This window comes from Tateyamaria sp. 7Alg 36 (assembly GCF_059882455.1).
In genome coordinates, this window is record NZ_CM187613.1 from 1,344,043 (window position 1) to 1,360,733 (window position 16,691).

General features: G+C 61.1%; 16 protein-coding genes. 8 read left to right on the top strand and 8 right to left on the bottom strand.

Going from position 1 to position 16,691, the window contains the following annotated elements; all coding sequences use genetic code 11:
• Positions 1-123 precede the first annotated feature (123 nt).
• The 5 genes from thrS to AC6GQJ_RS06530 all read left to right on the top strand — a co-directional run bounded on the left by thrS (position 124) and on the right by AC6GQJ_RS06530 (position 4,819).
• Positions 124-2,070, top strand: a complete 1,947-nt coding sequence (gene thrS, locus AC6GQJ_RS06510) for a threonine--tRNA ligase (protein WP_500772945.1) — start codon at positions 124-126, stop codon at positions 2,068-2,070.
• 191 nt (positions 2,071-2,261) lie between these two features.
• Positions 2,262-2,567 (top strand): BufA1 family periplasmic bufferin-type metallophore, encoded by a 306-nt coding sequence (locus AC6GQJ_RS06515; RefSeq protein ID WP_500772946.1) that lies wholly within the window; start codon positions 2,262-2,264, stop codon positions 2,565-2,567.
• Positions 2,568-2,649: 82 nt separating this feature from the next.
• On the top strand, positions 2,650-3,510 hold the full coding sequence (gene bufB, locus AC6GQJ_RS06520; RefSeq protein ID WP_500772949.1) for an MNIO family bufferin maturase: 861 nt from the start codon (positions 2,650-2,652) through the stop codon (positions 3,508-3,510).
• On the top strand, positions 3,507-4,271 hold the full coding sequence (locus AC6GQJ_RS06525) for an HvfC/BufC family peptide modification chaperone (protein WP_500772951.1): 765 nt from the start codon (positions 3,507-3,509) through the stop codon (positions 4,269-4,271). Before bufB ends, AC6GQJ_RS06525 begins: the two co-directional genes overlap by 4 nt.
• Positions 4,268-4,819: a DoxX family membrane protein gene (locus AC6GQJ_RS06530; protein WP_500772953.1), complete on the top strand. Its 552-nt coding sequence runs from the start codon at positions 4,268-4,270 to the stop codon at positions 4,817-4,819. The genes AC6GQJ_RS06525 and AC6GQJ_RS06530 overlap by 4 nt, the downstream gene beginning before the upstream one ends.
• Here AC6GQJ_RS06530 and AC6GQJ_RS06535 read toward each other — a convergent pair.
• Positions 4,816-5,133: an arsenate reductase family protein gene (locus AC6GQJ_RS06535; protein WP_500772955.1), complete on the bottom strand. Its 318-nt coding sequence runs from the start codon at positions 5,131-5,133 to the stop codon at positions 4,816-4,818. The two genes, AC6GQJ_RS06530 and AC6GQJ_RS06535, sit on opposite strands and share 4 nt — an antisense overlap.
• A 175-nt stretch (positions 5,134-5,308) precedes the next feature.
• Here AC6GQJ_RS06535 and AC6GQJ_RS06540 point away from each other — a divergent pair, with 175 nt between their 5' ends.
• Complete coding sequence (locus AC6GQJ_RS06540) at positions 5,309-5,515, top strand: cold-shock protein (protein WP_415921051.1); 207 nt, start codon at positions 5,309-5,311, stop codon at positions 5,513-5,515.
• 67 nt (positions 5,516-5,582) lie between these two features.
• Here the strand turns inward: AC6GQJ_RS06540 and AC6GQJ_RS06545 are convergent, their stop codons facing one another.
• The 6 genes from AC6GQJ_RS06545 to phnD form a co-directional block, all read right to left on the bottom strand.
• Entirely contained in the window at positions 5,583-5,873 is a 291-nt protein-coding gene (locus AC6GQJ_RS06545; RefSeq protein ID WP_500772957.1) for a hypothetical protein, read from the bottom strand.
• 199 nt (positions 5,874-6,072) lie between these two features.
• The gene (gene nusG / locus AC6GQJ_RS06550; protein WP_500772959.1) at positions 6,073-6,585 is read right to left on the bottom strand and encodes a transcription termination/antitermination protein NusG; all 513 of its coding nucleotides are present in this window, start codon (positions 6,583-6,585) and stop codon (positions 6,073-6,075) included.
• 152 nt (positions 6,586-6,737) lie between these two features.
• Positions 6,738-7,535: a phosphonate ABC transporter, permease protein PhnE gene (phnE, locus tag AC6GQJ_RS06555; protein WP_500772961.1), complete on the bottom strand. Its 798-nt coding sequence runs from the start codon at positions 7,533-7,535 to the stop codon at positions 6,738-6,740.
• Positions 7,532-8,323: a phosphonate ABC transporter, permease protein PhnE gene (phnE, locus tag AC6GQJ_RS06560; protein WP_500772963.1), complete on the bottom strand. Its 792-nt coding sequence runs from the start codon at positions 8,321-8,323 to the stop codon at positions 7,532-7,534. The genes phnE (AC6GQJ_RS06555) and phnE (AC6GQJ_RS06560) overlap by 4 nt, the downstream gene beginning before the upstream one ends.
• The gene (gene phnC / locus AC6GQJ_RS06565; RefSeq protein ID WP_500772965.1) at positions 8,320-9,093 is read right to left on the bottom strand and encodes a phosphonate ABC transporter ATP-binding protein; all 774 of its coding nucleotides are present in this window, start codon (positions 9,091-9,093) and stop codon (positions 8,320-8,322) included. The genes phnE (AC6GQJ_RS06560) and phnC overlap by 4 nt, the downstream gene beginning before the upstream one ends.
• A 63-nt stretch (positions 9,094-9,156) precedes the next feature.
• On the bottom strand, positions 9,157-10,140 hold the full coding sequence (gene phnD / locus AC6GQJ_RS06570) for a phosphate/phosphite/phosphonate ABC transporter substrate-binding protein (RefSeq protein ID WP_500772967.1): 984 nt from the start codon (positions 10,138-10,140) through the stop codon (positions 9,157-9,159).
• 267 nt (positions 10,141-10,407) lie between these two features.
• Here phnD and AC6GQJ_RS06575 point away from each other — a divergent pair, with 267 nt between their 5' ends.
• Entirely contained in the window at positions 10,408-11,121 is a 714-nt protein-coding gene (locus AC6GQJ_RS06575) for a winged helix-turn-helix domain-containing protein (protein WP_500773833.1), read from the top strand.
• A 3-nt stretch (positions 11,122-11,124) separates the two neighbouring features.
• Positions 11,125-13,617 carry an ATP-binding protein gene (locus AC6GQJ_RS06580; RefSeq protein WP_500772970.1) on the top strand — a complete coding sequence of 831 codons (2,493 nt, stop codon included), beginning with the start codon at positions 11,125-11,127 and terminating at the stop codon, positions 13,615-13,617.
• A 15-nt stretch (positions 13,618-13,632) separates the two neighbouring features.
• Here AC6GQJ_RS06580 and AC6GQJ_RS06585 read toward each other — a convergent pair whose 3' ends face one another.
• Positions 13,633-16,533 carry a hybrid sensor histidine kinase/response regulator gene (locus tag AC6GQJ_RS06585; protein ID WP_500772972.1) on the bottom strand — a complete coding sequence of 967 codons (2,901 nt, stop codon included), beginning with the start codon at positions 16,531-16,533 and terminating at the stop codon, positions 13,633-13,635.
• Positions 16,534-16,691 lie beyond the last annotated feature (158 nt).

Here is a 16,691-nt window from a genome sequence, read left to right on the forward strand (position 1 = left end):
AACGCGCACCGCTGCTCAGGTCATCGCGGCGCTTGACGGCGCGCCGATCCCCTGCCACATCGCCCCTGCAACATAACCCGCAATCGGGCGTTCCGTGGGCGCCAAACCGACGAGGAGGCCGATATGGCTCAAATCTCTCTCACTTTTCCTGATGGCAATGCACGTGACTATGACGCAGGCGTCACCGCCGCAGATGTCGCAAGCAGCATTTCCAAATCACTGGCGAAAAAGGCGATCAGCGCGACCGTGAACGGCCAGCACTGGGATCTGGCATGGCCCATCGACACCGACGCCCAGATCGCCATCCACACCATGGCGGACGAGGAACAGGCCAACGAACTGGTGCGCCACGATCTGGCCCACATCATGGCCCGCGCCGTGCAGGAAATCTGGCCCGACACCAAGGTCACCATCGGCCCCGTCATCAAGGACGGGTGGTATTACGACTTTGACCGCGCCGAACCGTTCACGCCCGATGATCTGGGCCTGATCGAAAAGAAAATGCGCGAGATCATCAACAAACGCGACCCTGTCCGCACCGAGGTGTGGGACCGCGATGTTGCCGTGAAATACTACGAAGACCGTAACGAGCCCTATAAGGTCGAGTTGATCGAAGCCATTCCCGGTGACGAGCCGCTGCGCATGTACTGGCATGGCGACTGGCAGGATCTGTGCCGTGGTCCGCACCTGCAGCATACAGGCCAAGTGCCTGGCGATGCGTTCAAGCTAATGTCGATTGCGGGCGCGTATTGGCGCGGCGATTCCGATCGTGCCATGCTGCAACGCATCTATGGCGTCGCCTTTACCGGCAAGGAAAAGCTGCGCGCGCACCTCAACATGCTGGAAGAAGCCGCCAAACGCGACCACCGCAAGCTGGGCCGCGAGATGGACCTGTTCCACATGCAGGAAGAGGCGCCGGGCCAGATTTTCTGGCACCCCAACGGCTGGACCATCTACACCGAGCTTCAGGACTATATGCGCCGCCAGCAGCGCAAGGGCGGCTATGTCGAGGTGAACACCCCGCAGGTCGTGGACCGTAAGCTGTGGGAACAGTCGGGCCACTGGGAAAAATATCAGGAACACATGTTCATCGTCGAAGTGGACGAGGAACACGCCCGCGAAAAATCGGTGAACGCGCTCAAACCCATGAACTGCCCCTGCCACGTGCAGGTCTACAATCAGGGTCTTAAATCCTATCGCGACCTGCCGCTGCGCATGGCCGAGTTCGGATCGTGCAACCGGTATGAGCCTTCGGGCGCGTTGCACGGTATCATGCGGGTGCGCGGGTTTACGCAGGACGATGGCCACATCTTCTGCCGCGAGGACCAGATCGAATCCGAGACCGCCGTCTATATCGACTTCTTGTCGGGCATTTACCGCGACCTCGGCTTTGAAAACTTCCGCGTGAAATTCTCGGACCGGCCAGAGATGCGCGCAGGATCGGACGAGGTGTGGGACAAGGCCGAGGCCGCGCTTCTGGCCGCCACCCGTGCTGCAGGGATCGAACCCGAACTCAACCCCGGCGAGGGGGCGTTCTATGGTCCCAAGCTGGAATTCGTGCTGACCGATGCGATCGGGCGCGACTGGCAATGCGGCACCCATCAGGTGGATTTCGTCCTGCCCGAACGTCTGGATGCGAACTATATCGGTGCTGACGGCGCAAAACACCGCCCCGTCATGCTGCACCGCGCCACCTTGGGCAGTTTCGAACGTTTCATCGGCATCCTGATCGAGGAACACGCAGGCAAGCTGCCCTTCTGGCTGGCCCCGCGTCAGGTCGTGGTCGCGTCGATCATTTCGGATGGCGATGACTATGTGAACGAGGTGGTCGACATGCTGCGCGCCAAAGGCATCCGTGCCGAGGCCGACCTGCGCAACGAAAAGATCAACTACAAAGTGCGCGAGCATTCGGTTGGCAAGGTGCCTGTCATCCTTGCCGTCGGCGCGCGTGAGGTCGAAGACCGCACCCTGTCTGTTCGCCGCCTCGGGGAAAAGCAGACAAGCGTGCAATCACTTGATGACGTAGTGCGTGATCTCGCACTGGAAGCGACACCGCCAGACCTGCGCTAAGCGCGGTTTTGAAACATTACACGCATTCAACCATGTAACATTCGGGCCCGTTTTGAAAAATTCGGGCCCGATCTCTGACAAATCATAACGGGTCTGTGACACACAGCCCTGTGAATGGTAAACGTTCCGGCAGATGGCGTATCACTTTGGTACGAAGACCCGTCACACATCTATCCGGAGGAAAGTCTACCATGTCCAACACCGCCAAAACCGTCGCACTCGCCGGTGCCGTTGCCGCCGCACTGGCCGCACAAGCCACCAACCCTGCACAGGCCGCCAGCAAGGAAAAATGCTATGGCGTGTCGCTGGCTGGCGACAATGATTGCGCCGCTGGTCCCGGCACCACATGCGCAGGCACATCCACCGTGGATTACCAAGGTAACGCATGGACACTGGTTGACGCAGGCACCTGCACCGAAATCGAATTGCCCGAAATGGCAGACGGCACGCCTCGCGAAGGCTCGCTCGAAGAACTCGACCGCGACCTGCCCGCCTAAGGACTAAGACCCATGCACGCGCCGGACTGAGCAGTTTTTCGTCCGGCGCGTCATCCCCCATATCCGATAAAGGACGCGGCCCATGCTGGATGCGACACGCCTGTCCCGCACCCTGCCAAGCGCACCCGGTGTGGGCTATAAGGCGGCCCATTTCTCCGATCTGCGCGCTGATCCCGGCCCTGTGAAATGGCTGGAAATCCATGCCGAGAATTACATGGGCGACGGCGGACGCCCGCATGCGCAGCTCCGCGCATTGCGCCCCGATTTCGCGATCTCGGTCCATGGTGTCGGCCTGTCCATCGGGTCCGAAGGCGCGCTTGACCCCGATCATCTGGACCGCCTCAAGACGCTGGTGGACTGGCTGGAACCGGCAAGCTTTTCCGAACATCTGGCGTGGTCGACCCACGGGGCCGAGTTTCTGGATGATCTGCTGCCCCTGCCCTACACCGACGACACGCTGGCACAGGTCGCTGCGCACATCGATCAGGTGCAGGACAAGCTGGGTCGCCAGATGCTACTTGAAAACCCGTCCAGTTACCTCGCCTTTGTCGAAAGCACATGGACCGAGACCGCCTTTCTGGCCGAACTGACGCGGCGCACGGGCTGCGGCTTGCTGCTAGATGTGAACAACGTGTTCATCTCGGCCACCAACCTCGGCTACACGCCGCAGGGATATCTGGATGCCTATCCGCTGGACGCCGTGGGTGAAATCCATGTGGGCGGGCATGATGAGGACACGGACCACAGCGGCGCGCCTCTGCTAATCGATTCCCACGGGACGCAAACGGCCGATCCGGTTTGGGATCTGCTGGACTATGCCTTGGCGCGCAGCGGGCCCAAGCCCGTGCTGGTTGAGTGGGACAATGATGTACCCGACTGGCCCATATTGCGCGCCGAAGCCGAACGCGCCGCCCGCGTGCTTGCCCCGCACATGGCACAATGACCAGTCCGCAATCCCAGTTCCGCGCCGCCCTTCTGGACCCCGAGGCGGCTGTGCCAAGCGGTCTGGTGGATGGCGATGGCCAGCCCGCTGCCCGCCGCTTTGACGTTTATCGCAACAATGTCACGGTGGCGCTGGTGGATGCGCTGCGCGCTGCCTTTCCGGTACTGGCCAAGCTGCTCGGGTCGCAGAATTTCGACGCGCTCGCGCTGCGCTTTGCCCGTGCGCACCCGCCAGACAGCCCGTTGATGATGCACTATGGCGGGGCGATGCCGCGCTTTCTGGAGGGTTTCGGCCCGCTGGCCCATATCCCGTACCTGTCGGATGTGGCGCGGTTGGAATTGGCCTTGCGCCGGTCCTACCACGCGGCTGATCCGCCCACCTTCGACCCTGCGCGGCTGGCCGCAATGGCGCCCGAGGCGCTGATGGGCGCGACATTGACCTTGGCCGCGCCGGTGCAATGCATCCCGTCGCGATGGCCGCTGGTCGATATCTGGCGTTACAACACCGAAGAAGGCGCGGAAAAGCCCTGTGCCGTGGCGCAGACCGCACTGGTGCTGCGCACCGAATTCGATCCCAGTGTGCACGCCCTGTCGCCTGCACAGGCCGCGTGGATCAACGCCGTCCTTGAACAAAAGACGCTGGGCACCGCGCAGGACATCGCCTGCGCCATAGCCGCCGATTTCGACCTTGCCGGACTGCTTGGGCTGTTGCTTGGGCATAACGCGATTGCTGACCTCAAGCCCCCGAAAGAAATGCCATGAACGCCCTTGCCCGTCTTCACGCCCGCATTTTTGCGCCACATGACCGCGCAGACTGGGTACTGCCCACCCTTGCCCGTTTCCTCTTTGCCGCCGTCCTCGCGGTCTATTTCTGGATTTCGGCGCTGACCAAAGTGGGCGACGGCATCTGGGGTGTTTTCCAGCCCTCGCTAGGCGCTTATGCCCAGATTTTCCCGAAGGTGATGGAGGCCGTGGGCTATGACACCACGCAACTGGGTGTCTATCACTGGGCCGTGGTCACGGCGGGCACTTTGGCAGAATTCCTGTTGCCCGCGCTGATTATCATCGGCCTTTTGACGCGCCTCGCATCGCTCGGGATGATCGGGTTCATCGTGGTGCAGTCGCTGACCGACCTGTACGGCCACAACAAATGGGACGACGCGCTGGTTCTGGGCGCGTGGTTCGATGCGCCCTCAGGCAGCCTGATCATGGACCAGCGCGCCCTGTGGGTGTTTGTGCTGCTGGTGTTGGTGGTTAAGGGCGCGGGGCCGATTTCGTTCGACCGCGCGCTGTCCCCACCAGCGCGCTAGTCGACGCCAAGGGCGGTTCTGACCTGCGGCGTCCAACCAAGGTGCAGATCATCGCCGTCCACGATCAACGGGCGCTTCATCAGCGTCGGGTGTGCGGCCAATAGATCAAGGGGCGGCGTGGCGCGTTCTTTTTCGGAAAGGCCGCGCCATGTGGTCGAGCGTGTGTTCAGTAAAGCCGCGCCAAAGCTGTCATGCGCACGCGCCAGCAACTCGGTCGGGACGCCATCCTTGCGCACGTCCACATAGGTCGCATCCGGCAGCGCCTTGATTGCCTTGCGGCAGGTGTCACAGGTTTTCAAACCGTAGATTTTCATGTCTCACCATCACATTTTTGTTGATTAAAGCAGCAGCCCCACCGCTTTGCCCAGTCTCCGACTTGATTTTTTCAGTCAATGCGCAATCTGTTGTTACATCGGGCGGGCAAAAGCGCGCCTGTTCACATGCCCCGCATTTCGGGGCTGACTACAAGGCAATAAGGAGGCACGGACTATGCCGACTGGCACCGTGAAGTGGTTTAATACCACCAAAGGCTATGGATTTATCGCACCCGATGACGGGGGCAAGGATATCTTTGTACATATTTCAGCTGTCGAACGGTCAGGACTGACCGGACTGGCCGATGACCAGAAAGTGGGCTTTGAACTGCTTGAAGGGCGCGACGGACGGCAAATGGCGGGCGATCTGAAGCTGCTTTGACCTAATCAAACAGGATCGGCGCAAGGTTGCACACCCTGCGCCGCCCCTAATTCCGTTACGGCTGTCTTCAGTCGAACGTGCAGCCCTTGGTGCCGACAGGGCAGTCAGCACGCCGTGTCGCCACGCGGCGCACATGCACTTTGCGCTTGGCCACAGGATGCGACATCGCCTGCTGATAGCTGATCGGCTGGTTCGGCTGGCCACAGCAAATCGCCCCATCCATCGTCACCGGCTGCAAACCGGCAGGGCAGAAATTGTGGCTGCTGTTATAGGCATAGATCTTTGGCTGGGCCATGCCGGCAACGGTGCTGACCAGTGTCACTGCGACGGCAGCGGTGATTACCCGTGTGAAACGCATATCTTCCCTCATTTCGAAAACTTACCACGATATATATGCGACACCCTGCCTTTGCGCACTGCGCAAGTCCAGAATTTTCCAATATTTGCGGTGAATTGAGGGGCGTTTTGAGCCAATCCGGCGGATTGTTTACGGGGTAGCGACAAAGCTGCGACAGTTCTAGCACTCCGGAACCGTGCGCGTCCGTCTGGGAAAACCGTCACATCTTGCGCACTTGTTCCGGTGCGACCCCGACGCGCTGTTGACCGCCCATGATGTCCATCAGAACCCAGACCCGACGGTCCGGCGCGATCTTTTCAACCTCGGCCACGAAACTGGCGAAGGGGCCGTGGGTCAGCGTGACCTGATCGCCCGCTTCAAGACCCTCTAAGGGAACAAGCCTGCCTTCGGAATCGCAGCGCTGGCGCAGTTGCGTGACAAGTTCGGTCGGCACGGGTTTCGGCTCTTTTCCGAAACTGACCAGCCGCGTGATACCGTTGGTCGAGTTGATGGCCCGCCAGTGGCCCCGCCCCACGTCGAAGGACACGAACATATAGCCCGGGAACAATGGCCGCATTGCGGTGGTGAATTTGCCGTTACGCTGGCGGGTCTCTTCCTCAAGCGGCAGGAAGGTTTCGAACCCCTGCCGCGTCAGGTTCTTTTCGGCAATCTTGGCGCAGTTCGGCTTCAACTGGGCCAGAAACCACGCCTTGTCGTCTTGGATACTCGTCATCTTTACACCTTTGCGGGTTGCCGCAGACACTCCCTTAACGGTCGCGCTGGCGCGCGTGCAAGAAAAGTTTCGGCGCAAAGGGGCGACAGGCAAGGCTCCGCAAATGGCAATCGGGGCCCGCACATCCGCGCAGGCCCCGATCCGAGGTAACCCTACAGCAACTTCTTGCGCAGGGCGGAGGATATCACCTCGCCGGTGATGACAAGGGCAAGGATCGTGATCAGAACCATCGATACTTCCTGCCACTGGAACGTATCAATCGCGCCTTGCAGGATGATGCCGATACCACCTGCGCCGACCAGTCCCAGCACGGTGGATTCACGCAGGTTGATGTCCCATCGCAGGATGCTGATCGCGAAGAAGGCGGGCATCACCTGTGGCACAATACCGTAGAGCACGATCTTGAACCGCGACGCGCCGCAGGCTTCCAGCGCTTCGATCGGGGCGTGGTCGATCTCCTCGATCGCCTCGCCCAGAAGCTTGCCCAGAAACCCAATCGACCGGAACATGATCGCGATGATCCCCGCGATAATGCCAGGGCCGAAGATGGCCACAAACAACAGCGCCCAGATGATCGTATTGACCGAGCGCGAGGACACCAGAATGAACCGGCCAATCCACAGGCACACCCTGTTCGGCGTCGTGTTCTGGGCCGAGATATAGGCGACGGGCAGCGACAGCAGGACGGCAATCATCGTCGCGATGGTCGCGATATTGATCGTCTGCCATGTCGCTTCAAGGATCGACGGCAGGTTGGTGGGGTCCGGCGGCACCATGCGGGTGAACAGGTCGGCCAATTGGATCGGCGCGTCCCAGACCCATTCCCAGATCACGTTGATGCTGCCCAAGGCCCAGACCACGATCACGGTCACGAACAACAGCGCCAGATACCGTTTCATCCGCTGCACGGGCGTAAAGCGCGCCCATTCATGTGTTTGGTTCTGTGTCATGTCATTCGCTTTCTGATCACGCCACTGACGGCTTCGGACAACAGGATGGCGCCCACGATGACCATGGTGATGGCCAGCGCAAAGTCGTAGTCATAGCGCCCGAACGCGTTGGCCAAGGTGGCACCGATGCCCCCTGCCCCCACGATCCCCACCACGGCAGAGGCGCGCAGATTGCTGTCGAGTTGGTAAATCCCCAAGCCCACTAGGCGCGGCATGATCTGCGGCAGGATCGCATAGACCATCGTGCTGTAGAACGGTGCCCCGACCGAACGCATGGCCTCAACCTGACCAAAGTCGATCTCTTCGATCCGTTCGGCCAGCAGTTTGGCCACAAAACCGATGGAGTAGATCGTCAAAGTCAGCGCCCCCGCCAAGGGGCCAAAGCCGACCGCCTTTACAAAGATGATGGCGACGATGACGGGGTGGAAACTGCGCGCCAGAATGAACACGCCACGCCCCAGAAAATACACCGGTTTGGGCGAGATGTTGCGCGCCGCCATAAAGGCCAGCGGCACCGACAGGATCATCCCCAGCGTGGTGGCAAGGATCGCGATCTTCAGGCTTTCCAGAAAGCCCGAGATCATCAGACCGGAGCGTTCAAAGCTGGGCGGAAACGCCCCGCTAAAGATACGCGCCGCACGGGTCAGCCCTTGGGAGGTCCGTTCCCAATCCACCGGAAGGGTGGCGAGGGTGCCGACGACATAGGCCCCGACCGTGAGGAAGAAAATCCAGCGCACCAGCGGCGATTTGATAAACGGCGGTTTGCGCCATGTTGTCCGCGTCGTCATGCGACCGCCCCGATTTCCTGACGGTCTTCGGACGGGGTGCCGGCATAGATTTCTTCCATCTGCTCGGCATCTAGTGCGGCAGGTTTGTCGTCAAAGATGATCCGGCCATAGCGCATGCCGACGATACGGTCGCTGTATTGCTTGGCCTCGGTCACGTTGTGGATGTTGATGATCACCGGCAGGTTCAACTCGCGCGCAAGATCGCGCAGCAGCGACATGATCTGTTCGGATGTTTTCGGGTCCAGCGAGGCTGTCGGTTCATCAGCCAACAGAATTTCGGGGCGCTGCATCAATGCGCGCACAACCCCGACACGCTGGCGTTCACCGCCCGACAGTTCGTCGGCACGTTTGTCGGCATATTGCGCGATCCCGACCCGCTCCATTAACTCAAAAGCGCGGCGGATGTCTTCGGCAGGGTAGCGTCGCGTGACCGCGGCCCATGTCGAAATGTAGCCCAAGCGGCCCGACTGCACGTTCTCCATCACGCTCAGACGGTCAACAAGGTTAAAGCCCTGAAACACCATCCCGATCCGGCGACGCGCCTTGCGCAACTCTTTGGGCCCAAGCGTGGTAAAGTCGGTGCCGTTCAGCGTGATCGTGCCGGACGTGGGTTCGACCAGACGGTTCACACAGCGCAACAGGGTGCTTTTGCCCGCGCCGGACGATCCGATGATCGACATCAACTGTTCGCCCTGCACAGACAGGTTCAGATCCTTCAGGACAGGCGCACCTTTCCCGTATCTTTTCACAAGATTCTTGATTTCTAACATTTTGCCTCTCAGACACGCGTGCCGCCCCGATCATTCGATCGGGGCGGGCTGTGTGGGGTGTTTTTAGTTCGCGGCGAGGCCCTGCGGCGTGTACTCGACACCGTTGGACGCTTGGATCTCGCGGATCACCGCCCACTGGTCCTTGTAGGTGATCGGGATGAACTTGCTCACGCCTTCGAATTCGTCACCCAGCGTGGTGCCGGCGAAATCAAAGCTGAAGAACGCGTTCTTGATCTTTTCGGCAAGGTCGGGATCAAGGTCATGCGCCAGTGTGAACGACGTTGTCGGGAACGGATCGCTTTCCCAGATCTTGCGCACGTCTGCGGGGTCATAGAGGCCACGCTCGGCCATGCGGTCCACCACCTCGGACGCCACAGGGGCGGCATCGTAGTCGCCTGCGACAACACCCAGCATCGACTGGTCATGCGAGCCGGAATAGATCACTTCGTAATCCTCGTCCGGTACAACGCCCAGACCGGGGAACAGGGCGCGTGGCGCTTGGTTGCCCGAGTTGGATGTGGGCGAGGTGTGCGCAACGCGCTTGCCTGCCAGATCGGACACTTCCTGAATGTCGCTGTCCGCTTGGGTGAAGACCTGAAGGCGATAGCCGAACTGGCCATCCTCGCCGCCCATGATCGCGAAAGGCACAGCGCCCGCGAGGTTCACAGCGAACGGTGTCGGACCCGTGGAAAAGCCTGCGATATGCAGACGGCCCGAGCGCATCGCCTCGACCTCGGCAGAGTTCGACTGCACCGCAAAGAACTGCACCTCTTTGCCTGTTTCTTCGGACAGGTGGGCGATGAACGGTGCCCAGATGTCGGCGTAAACGGCAGGGTCTTCGACGGGTGTGTAGGCAAAGACCAGTGTGTTGGGGTCGTTCAGTTCGGCCGGATCGGTTGGGGCATCTGCCACCATGTCACCGTTGGCGTCGCAATAAAGCGCGTCCAGCGCACCGCGTTCCGCACAGTCTTCGGCCTGAACGGCGGATACACCACCAAGCACCATAAGGCTTGCAGCCAAGGCTGCATGAGTCACTTTGATCGTCATGTAAATCTCCCTAATTTGATCGCATAATGTGGCAGGGTCCTCCAACCGCTGCCACGGCGATCCGGCAACCCTACGGGCAGGTGCAGGCGCAGGGCGAGGCTGGCTGTGTTAACACAGCGTTACAGCGCGGGGGATTTATGTTAACAGTGTTACAGACCCGTTTCCCCTGACATGAATTGACCTGTACCGTACACGCACTTTAGGACAGTCATCTGTCGAGGCGGTGTATCGGGGAGGATCAGCGCAGTGGTGGAGAGCCAGAACCAGATGCGCGCCTTGCCCGTCGTTGCCATTGTGGACGACGATCACGAGGTCCGCGCGACCTTGTACGAACTGCTGGAAGGCAGCGGGTTTTCCCCTGTGGCCTGCGAAGGCAGCGCGGATTTTCTGGCCCTTGGCGACCCGCCCCCTGTCGATCTGGCAATCATTGATCTGCGTCTGCGGGCCGAAAGCGGTCTGGACCTCGCCGTGCATATCGGGGCGCGCTATGATCTGCCCATCGTGATGCTGACCGGCGTCGGGGACGAGATCGACAAGATCATCGGCCTTGAGACCGGCGCGGATGATTACCTGATGAAACCGTTTAATCCACGCGAATTGGTGGCGCGCATCCGGTCGGTGCTGCGTCGCTATGGGCACGGGGTCAACCGCGCGCCGTCCGCGCCAGAGCACACGATCGCCTTTGGAACCAAACGGATTGATCTGCAAAGCCGCGTGCTGCTGGATCATGCGGGCCACGAAATCCCGCTGACCAATGGCGAATACAGGTTGCTTGAATACCTCGCCCGCAACCCTGCCCGCGTCATTTCGCGCCCCGAGCTTTTGTCCGAGCTTGGTTCGGACATGGAACGCTATGTGGATCGCACCATCGACGTGCTGATCCTGCGGTTGCGCCGCAAGATCGAGGACACGCCTTCCAAACCCGTGCACCTGCAAACGCGCCGCTCGCAAGGGTATTTCTTTCAACTGGATGCCGGTTAGCCCATGCCGTCCGCCTTTCGCGCCCTTTCGGTCAAGGCCCGCCTGTCGCTCGCGATCCTGACCTTGTGTGCGGTGACGCTGGTGATTTCGGGGATCAGCCTTCTGATGCTGCGCAATGCGGAAAACTGGTTGGAAACCATCCACCGCGACACGCTGGCCGAAGTGTCCCAAGCGCTGGAACTGTCGCGCAATGCCGCCGATCTGGCGACGGCCGCGCCCTTTCTGCTGACGGTGCAGATGCCGTTCCAGCGTCAGGCCGACGCGGCAGCGATACTGGAAACGATTGACCGCCTCGACGCGCTGTCGGCGGATACGGACGAGTTGTCCCTGCCGCTGGCGCGCATCCGCGTTGCCATCGACAAACTGCTGCGCGTGTCATCACCACAAAGCAGCCTACAGACCCAGATCGCCCGCGTGGATGCGGACCTCGCGCGGCTACAGGACAAGTTCGCGCGGCAGGCCGACCTTGCCGACGCCACCGCACGCAACCGTCTGGCATGGGCCGCCTTGAACCGTCTGACCAGCGAGGCGCGCAATGTGACCCGCGCGAACGGCATGGTCGAGGTGGGCGAGTTCAGCCGCCGCTACACCTCGGCGCGGGCGTCCCTGCCCGCAGGGGCCATCGCGCGTCAGGGCTTGCGGGAGATTGAGGCCAGCCTGAGAGGCCAGAGCGACGATCTGTTCCAGCTTAAGTACCGCTCCCTTACGGCGGCACTGGATGCGGACAACGCACTGTTCCGCATCCGCCAACTGTCCGGCGACATCAGCGCCTATGCGACGCAGCGGGTTCAGGCGGCGCAGGAACGGTTGCGGCTGGCGCGTATGCAAACCTCGCGCGATCTGGCGGTGGCGCAGACGGGCGTCGCGCTGCTGGCCCTGTTCAGCGCTTGTGTCGCCGTGATCTCGGCCCTGTTCGTGGCACGCTATGTGACGCGCAACCTGCGCCTTATTGCGGACGGAATGCACAGGCTTGCCTCGGGCGATCATGCGGCAACTTTGCCCAATCAGGGGCTGCCCGATGACGAGATTGGCCGCCTGTTCCACGCCTTTGGGGTCTTTCGCGCAAACGCCCGCAATCTTGACCGCCGCACTGCGCAGATCAAACGGCAGAACACGCTGTTTGCCAGCGTTTTCAGCAACATCAAGGACGGTGTCGCCATCCTTTCGCCCACCGGCACGATCGAGGCGGAAAATGACAAGGTGCGCGCCCTGCTGCACCTGCCCCCCGACGCCGCCCAAGGTGTGCGCAGCATGGAGGAATATTTCGAAGCCTCGGCGTTTACCCTGCAAGGCAGCGCCGACGATCGCGGCGGGTTCGAAGAATACACCACCCCCTCGGGCGATGTGCTGGAAGTGCGCAAATCGCAATTGCCCGACGGGCGGTCGGTCTGGCTGCTGTCCGAAGCGACCGAGCGCAAGCGCATAGACGACCGGCTTGAAGAAATCCGGCGGGTGGAATCCCTTGGCAAGGTCACGGGCGAGGTTGCGCATGATTTCGGCAACATCCTGTCCACAATCTCGGGCAACCTGCATCTGCTCGAAACCGCCTCGAAAACCGCCGCGCCGATCCATCTGGGCCGTATCCGCACCGCTGTTGATCTGGGCGTGTCGATGACCGAACGGCTGGTCGCCTTTGCCCGCAAGCAGCACCTCGATCCCGAGGTGGTCGATGTCGGATCATTGGTGGAGGGCATGGTCGATCTGCTCGACATCGCCCTGCCCGACACGGTGGCGCTGCATCTTGATCTTGGCCATGCGCCCCTCAATGTCACGCTTGACCCAGGCCAGTTGGAAAGCGCGCTGTTGAATGTGTGCATGAATGCCGCACAGGCAATCACGAGGTCGGGCAATATCTGGGTCAGCCTTAGCGCACAGTCAGGCCAAGCCGTTCTGCGGATCAGGGATGATGGCGCGGGCATGGACGCCGACACATGCCGCCGCGCGTCCGAGCCGTTTTTTACCGCCCGCCCGAATGGCGAGGGCACGGGGCTGGGCCTGTCGATGGTCTACGGATTTGTCACCCAGTCGGGCGGGCAGATGGACATCCAGTCGGCCCTCGGGGACGGAACCGAGATTACGATCCGCTTCCCCCTGTCCCCCGCCCTGCCGCACACGCCGATTGACGCCGTTCGGACAGGTCATGCACTGGTGGTGGATGACACGCCCGCCACGGCCAAGGCGGTTCAAGCGGCTCTATCCTCTTTCGGGTATGACACCGCCCTCGCGACCAGCTTTGCCCAAGCGCGCCGCCTGATCACCACCGGCCCTGCGCTTGCGCTGATCGTGTCCGACCTGAACCTTGATCACGGGCACACGGGGTTGGAGCTGATCCGCACCGTGCTGGAAGCGAACCCTGACGCCCGTGCAATCCTGATCTCGTCACGCCTGCCAGAGGCGGGGGCGCTGCCGCCATGGCACAATGGGCGTCTGTCCATGCTGGCCAAGCCGGTCAGTCAGGCCGACCTGCTGGATGCGCTGCGCCAGCAAGAGGGCTGAGCGACAAGGTACGTATCAGGACACCAGTGCCTCGTTGCGCATTACGGTATTGATCGCCTCAAGCAGGACCGCATTGGCAAAGGGTTTCGTCAGCACCTTGCAATTGCCCAGCGTCAAGGCCGCGGGCACGTCGACGCCACCCGTGGCAAAGATTACCGGCAGGTCACTGTTCACGCTGCGCGCATCTTGGGCCAAATCCTCGCCCGTGCGGTCGGGCAAGCCGACATCGGTTATGAGCAGATCGGGATTTTCCGACCGCAACAGGTCCAGCGCGCCTGCGACAGTTCCGGCCTCGTACACCTCGTGTCCGGCTTCGCGCAGCGCTTCGGCCAGATCCATGCGGATGATGGCGTCATCCTCGCACAGCAGCACGCGTAGACCGTCGCGGTCCACCTCGGCCTCGACCTCTGGCGTGGACTTGTCACGTGCCACTGTCGCGTCAGGCGCGTCGGGCAGCGGGATACCTTCGCCGCCAAGAACCTGACGCACTTTCTGCGCCAGTTCGACATGGGTATAGGGCTTGTCGATCAATTGCAGCCCGTCGATCAGACGCCCGTCATGCAGCACCGCATCCTGCACAAAACCCGACGTGAACAGCACCGGCAGATCGGGGCGCAAACCCTGCACATGCTGGGCCAGTTCATGGCCGTTCATCTTGCCCGGCATGACCACATCGGTGAACAAAAGATCAATCTTCGGCGTAGCATCAAGGAGGCTCAGCGCCTGTTCGGCATCGCCCGCTTGCAGAACGGTATAGCCCAGTTCGCTCAGCAAATGGCTGGCCGTATCACGCACGTCGTCGTCATCTTCGACCAACAGGATCGTCTCGGTCCCGCCGGTCATGCCGTAGTCAGCCGCAGGCTCCAGTGCCTGCGCGTCCTCGAACGAGCGTGGCAGATAGATGTTCATCGTGGTGCCTTTGCCCAAGGTGCTGTCGAGGGTCATGTGACCGCCCGACTGCTTGGCAAAGCCATAGGCCATCGACAGGCCCAGACCGGTGCCGCGCCCGTTCGACTTGGTGGTAAAGAACGGCTCGAAAATACGCTGGGCGACCTCGGGTGACATGCCGCAGCCCGTATCGGTCACGGACAGGCGGACATATTCGCCGGACACCGCATGGGCGGGCGCTTTGGCATCGACGGAATTGAGGGTCGCATTGCACGCCTCGATGGTCAGCGTCCCCTTGCCCTCCATCGCGTCGCGCGCGTTAATCACAAGGTTCAGCAGGGCGTTTTCCATGCTGGCAGGGTCGATATTCGTGTTCCACAGATCGTCCTGAAAACGGGTCTCAAGCGCGACCCCTTCGCCCACGGCGCTGTGCAGGATTTCAAGCGAACCTTCGATCAATCGGTTCAGACGAATGACCACCGGCGCCAGCGGTTGCTTCCGCGCAAAGGACAGCAGTTGCGAGGCCAGTGTCGCACCACGTTTCACGCTGGTCACGGCCTGATCCAGACGGTTCTGGACCGGCGAATCCTTGGGCATGCCGCGCATCGCGCTTTGCAGGTTGCCCATCACCACCTGAAGCAGGTTGTTGAAATCGTGGGCAATACCGCCAGCAAGGCCGCCAATCGCCTCCAGCTTCTGGCTTTGGCGAAGCTCCTCGTTCAGCTTGATCAGTTCCTGATTGCGCGTCTCTACACGGTCTTCGAGTGTCGCGTTCAGCTTGGCAATCTCGGCCTCGGCGTTTTTGCGTTCCTCGATATCGGTGTTGGTCCCGACCCAGCCCGTCAGCGTTCCGTCAAAGGCCCGAAGCGGCGAGGCGCGCACGATGTGCCAGCGAAAGCTCCCATCGGCCTTGCGAATGCGGAATTCGGTCTCATAGCTTTTGCCATTCTGGATCGAGTCGTTCCATTGCTGCACGGCGGCGTCCAGATCGTCGGGATGGAGCACGCGCACCCAATCCTCGCCATAAAGCTCGCCCTCGACAAAGCCGGTATATTCGTAGACCCGCACGTTCAGCCAGTTCAACGCGCCATCCTTGTCGGCGGTCCAGACGTGCACGGGCATGGTTTGCGCCATGGTGCGGAATTTCTCACGCGTGGCGGTCAGCGCCGCCTCGGCGGTCTTCTGGCCCGTGATGTCGTTGCCCTGCACAAAGATACCCATGGGCGCGCCGGTTTCGTCCTTCAGCGGGAAGAAGATGAAATCGACGTAATGCTGTTCCGGCGGCGCGTCCGGCATCGCCTGAATGGTGGCGGACATGGATTTGACAGTCACCGGCTCGCCCGACTGATAGACTTGGTCCAGCAGTTCATAGAACCCCTGCCCGTCGATATCCGGCAGTGCCTCGCGCACAGGCATGCCGATCACATCGCGGGTGCCAATCAGATCGGTATAGGCCTGATTGACGAAGCGGAATACATGTTGCGGCCCGTTCAGGATCGCCATGAAGCCGGGGGCCTGATCGAAAGCGGCCTGAAAGAACTCGGTCGCCTTGCCCAACGCAAGGTTCTCGGACGCCACCGCTTCGGCACGTTTCAGCAGGGCGGCATTACGCGAGATGTCGGCAGGGCCAGCGCGTTGTTCACCGCGATAAAGGTCGGTCACGTCATTGGTGTTTTGCAGGATATATTCGATCCGCCCGTCCTTGTCGGGAATGGGCGTGTGTGTCGCGCTCCAATAGCGTTCGACAAACTGCCCGTCGGGGGCTTGGATTGGATAGGGGATCAAGGGCAGATGATCTGCCTTGCCCGTGGCCAGCACGCGCCGGAACGACCCGCGCAACATCTCGTCCGAGATAGAGTCAGGCGGTGCGGGAAATTCCTCGGTCAGCAGGCGGCCGATGATGGACTCGCGGGTGCGGCCCGTCGCCTCAAGATAGGCGTTGTTGGCCCAGACCATGCGCAAATCGGGATCCAGCAGAATGTAGGGCGAAGGTGCATTCGCAAAGATCGCATCCAGATCAATATTCATAGCGTGGATCCATAAGGCCTGAAAAAAGGGGAATCATGCGGCGGGTCGCATGCATCGAAGGCGACTTTTTGAGATAGATAACATAATTAATTGATCAAGTGAAAATCAGCCTGATCGGGGGCAGCGACGTCATCTTTCCAAGGGGTTGCGGGAAGATA

Excerpts from the sequence above, each read along its gene's own strand:
- thrS (WP_500772945.1), top strand. The coding sequence starts at position 124 with ATGGCTCAAATCTCTCTCACTTTTCCTGATGGCAATGCACGTGACTAT.
- AC6GQJ_RS06515 (WP_500772946.1), top strand. The coding sequence starts at position 2,262 with ATGTCCAACACCGCCAAAACCGTCGCACTCGCCGGTGCCGTTGCCGCC.
- bufB (WP_500772949.1), top strand. The coding sequence starts at position 2,650 with ATGCTGGATGCGACACGCCTGTCCCGCACCCTGCCAAGCGCACCCGGT.
- AC6GQJ_RS06525 (WP_500772951.1), top strand. The coding sequence starts at position 3,507 with ATGACCAGTCCGCAATCCCAGTTCCGCGCCGCCCTTCTGGACCCCGAG.
- AC6GQJ_RS06530 (WP_500772953.1), top strand. The coding sequence starts at position 4,268 with ATGAACGCCCTTGCCCGTCTTCACGCCCGCATTTTTGCGCCACATGAC.
- AC6GQJ_RS06535 (WP_500772955.1), bottom strand. The coding sequence starts at position 5,133 with ATGAAAATCTACGGTTTGAAAACCTGTGACACCTGCCGCAAGGCAATC.
- AC6GQJ_RS06540 (WP_415921051.1), top strand. The coding sequence starts at position 5,309 with ATGCCGACTGGCACCGTGAAGTGGTTTAATACCACCAAAGGCTATGGA.
- AC6GQJ_RS06545 (WP_500772957.1), bottom strand. The coding sequence starts at position 5,873 with ATGCGTTTCACACGGGTAATCACCGCTGCCGTCGCAGTGACACTGGTC.
- nusG (WP_500772959.1), bottom strand. The coding sequence starts at position 6,585 with ATGACGAGTATCCAAGACGACAAGGCGTGGTTTCTGGCCCAGTTGAAG.
- phnE (WP_500772961.1), bottom strand. The coding sequence starts at position 7,535 with ATGACACAGAACCAAACACATGAATGGGCGCGCTTTACGCCCGTGCAG.
- phnE (WP_500772963.1), bottom strand. The coding sequence starts at position 8,323 with ATGACGACGCGGACAACATGGCGCAAACCGCCGTTTATCAAATCGCCG.
- phnC (WP_500772965.1), bottom strand. The coding sequence starts at position 9,093 with ATGTTAGAAATCAAGAATCTTGTGAAAAGATACGGGAAAGGTGCGCCT.
- phnD (WP_500772967.1), bottom strand. The coding sequence starts at position 10,140 with ATGACGATCAAAGTGACTCATGCAGCCTTGGCTGCAAGCCTTATGGTG.
- AC6GQJ_RS06575 (WP_500773833.1), top strand. The coding sequence starts at position 10,408 with ATGCGCGCCTTGCCCGTCGTTGCCATTGTGGACGACGATCACGAGGTC.
- AC6GQJ_RS06580 (WP_500772970.1), top strand. The coding sequence starts at position 11,125 with ATGCCGTCCGCCTTTCGCGCCCTTTCGGTCAAGGCCCGCCTGTCGCTC.
- AC6GQJ_RS06585 (WP_500772972.1), bottom strand. The coding sequence starts at position 16,533 with ATGAATATTGATCTGGATGCGATCTTTGCGAATGCACCTTCGCCCTAC.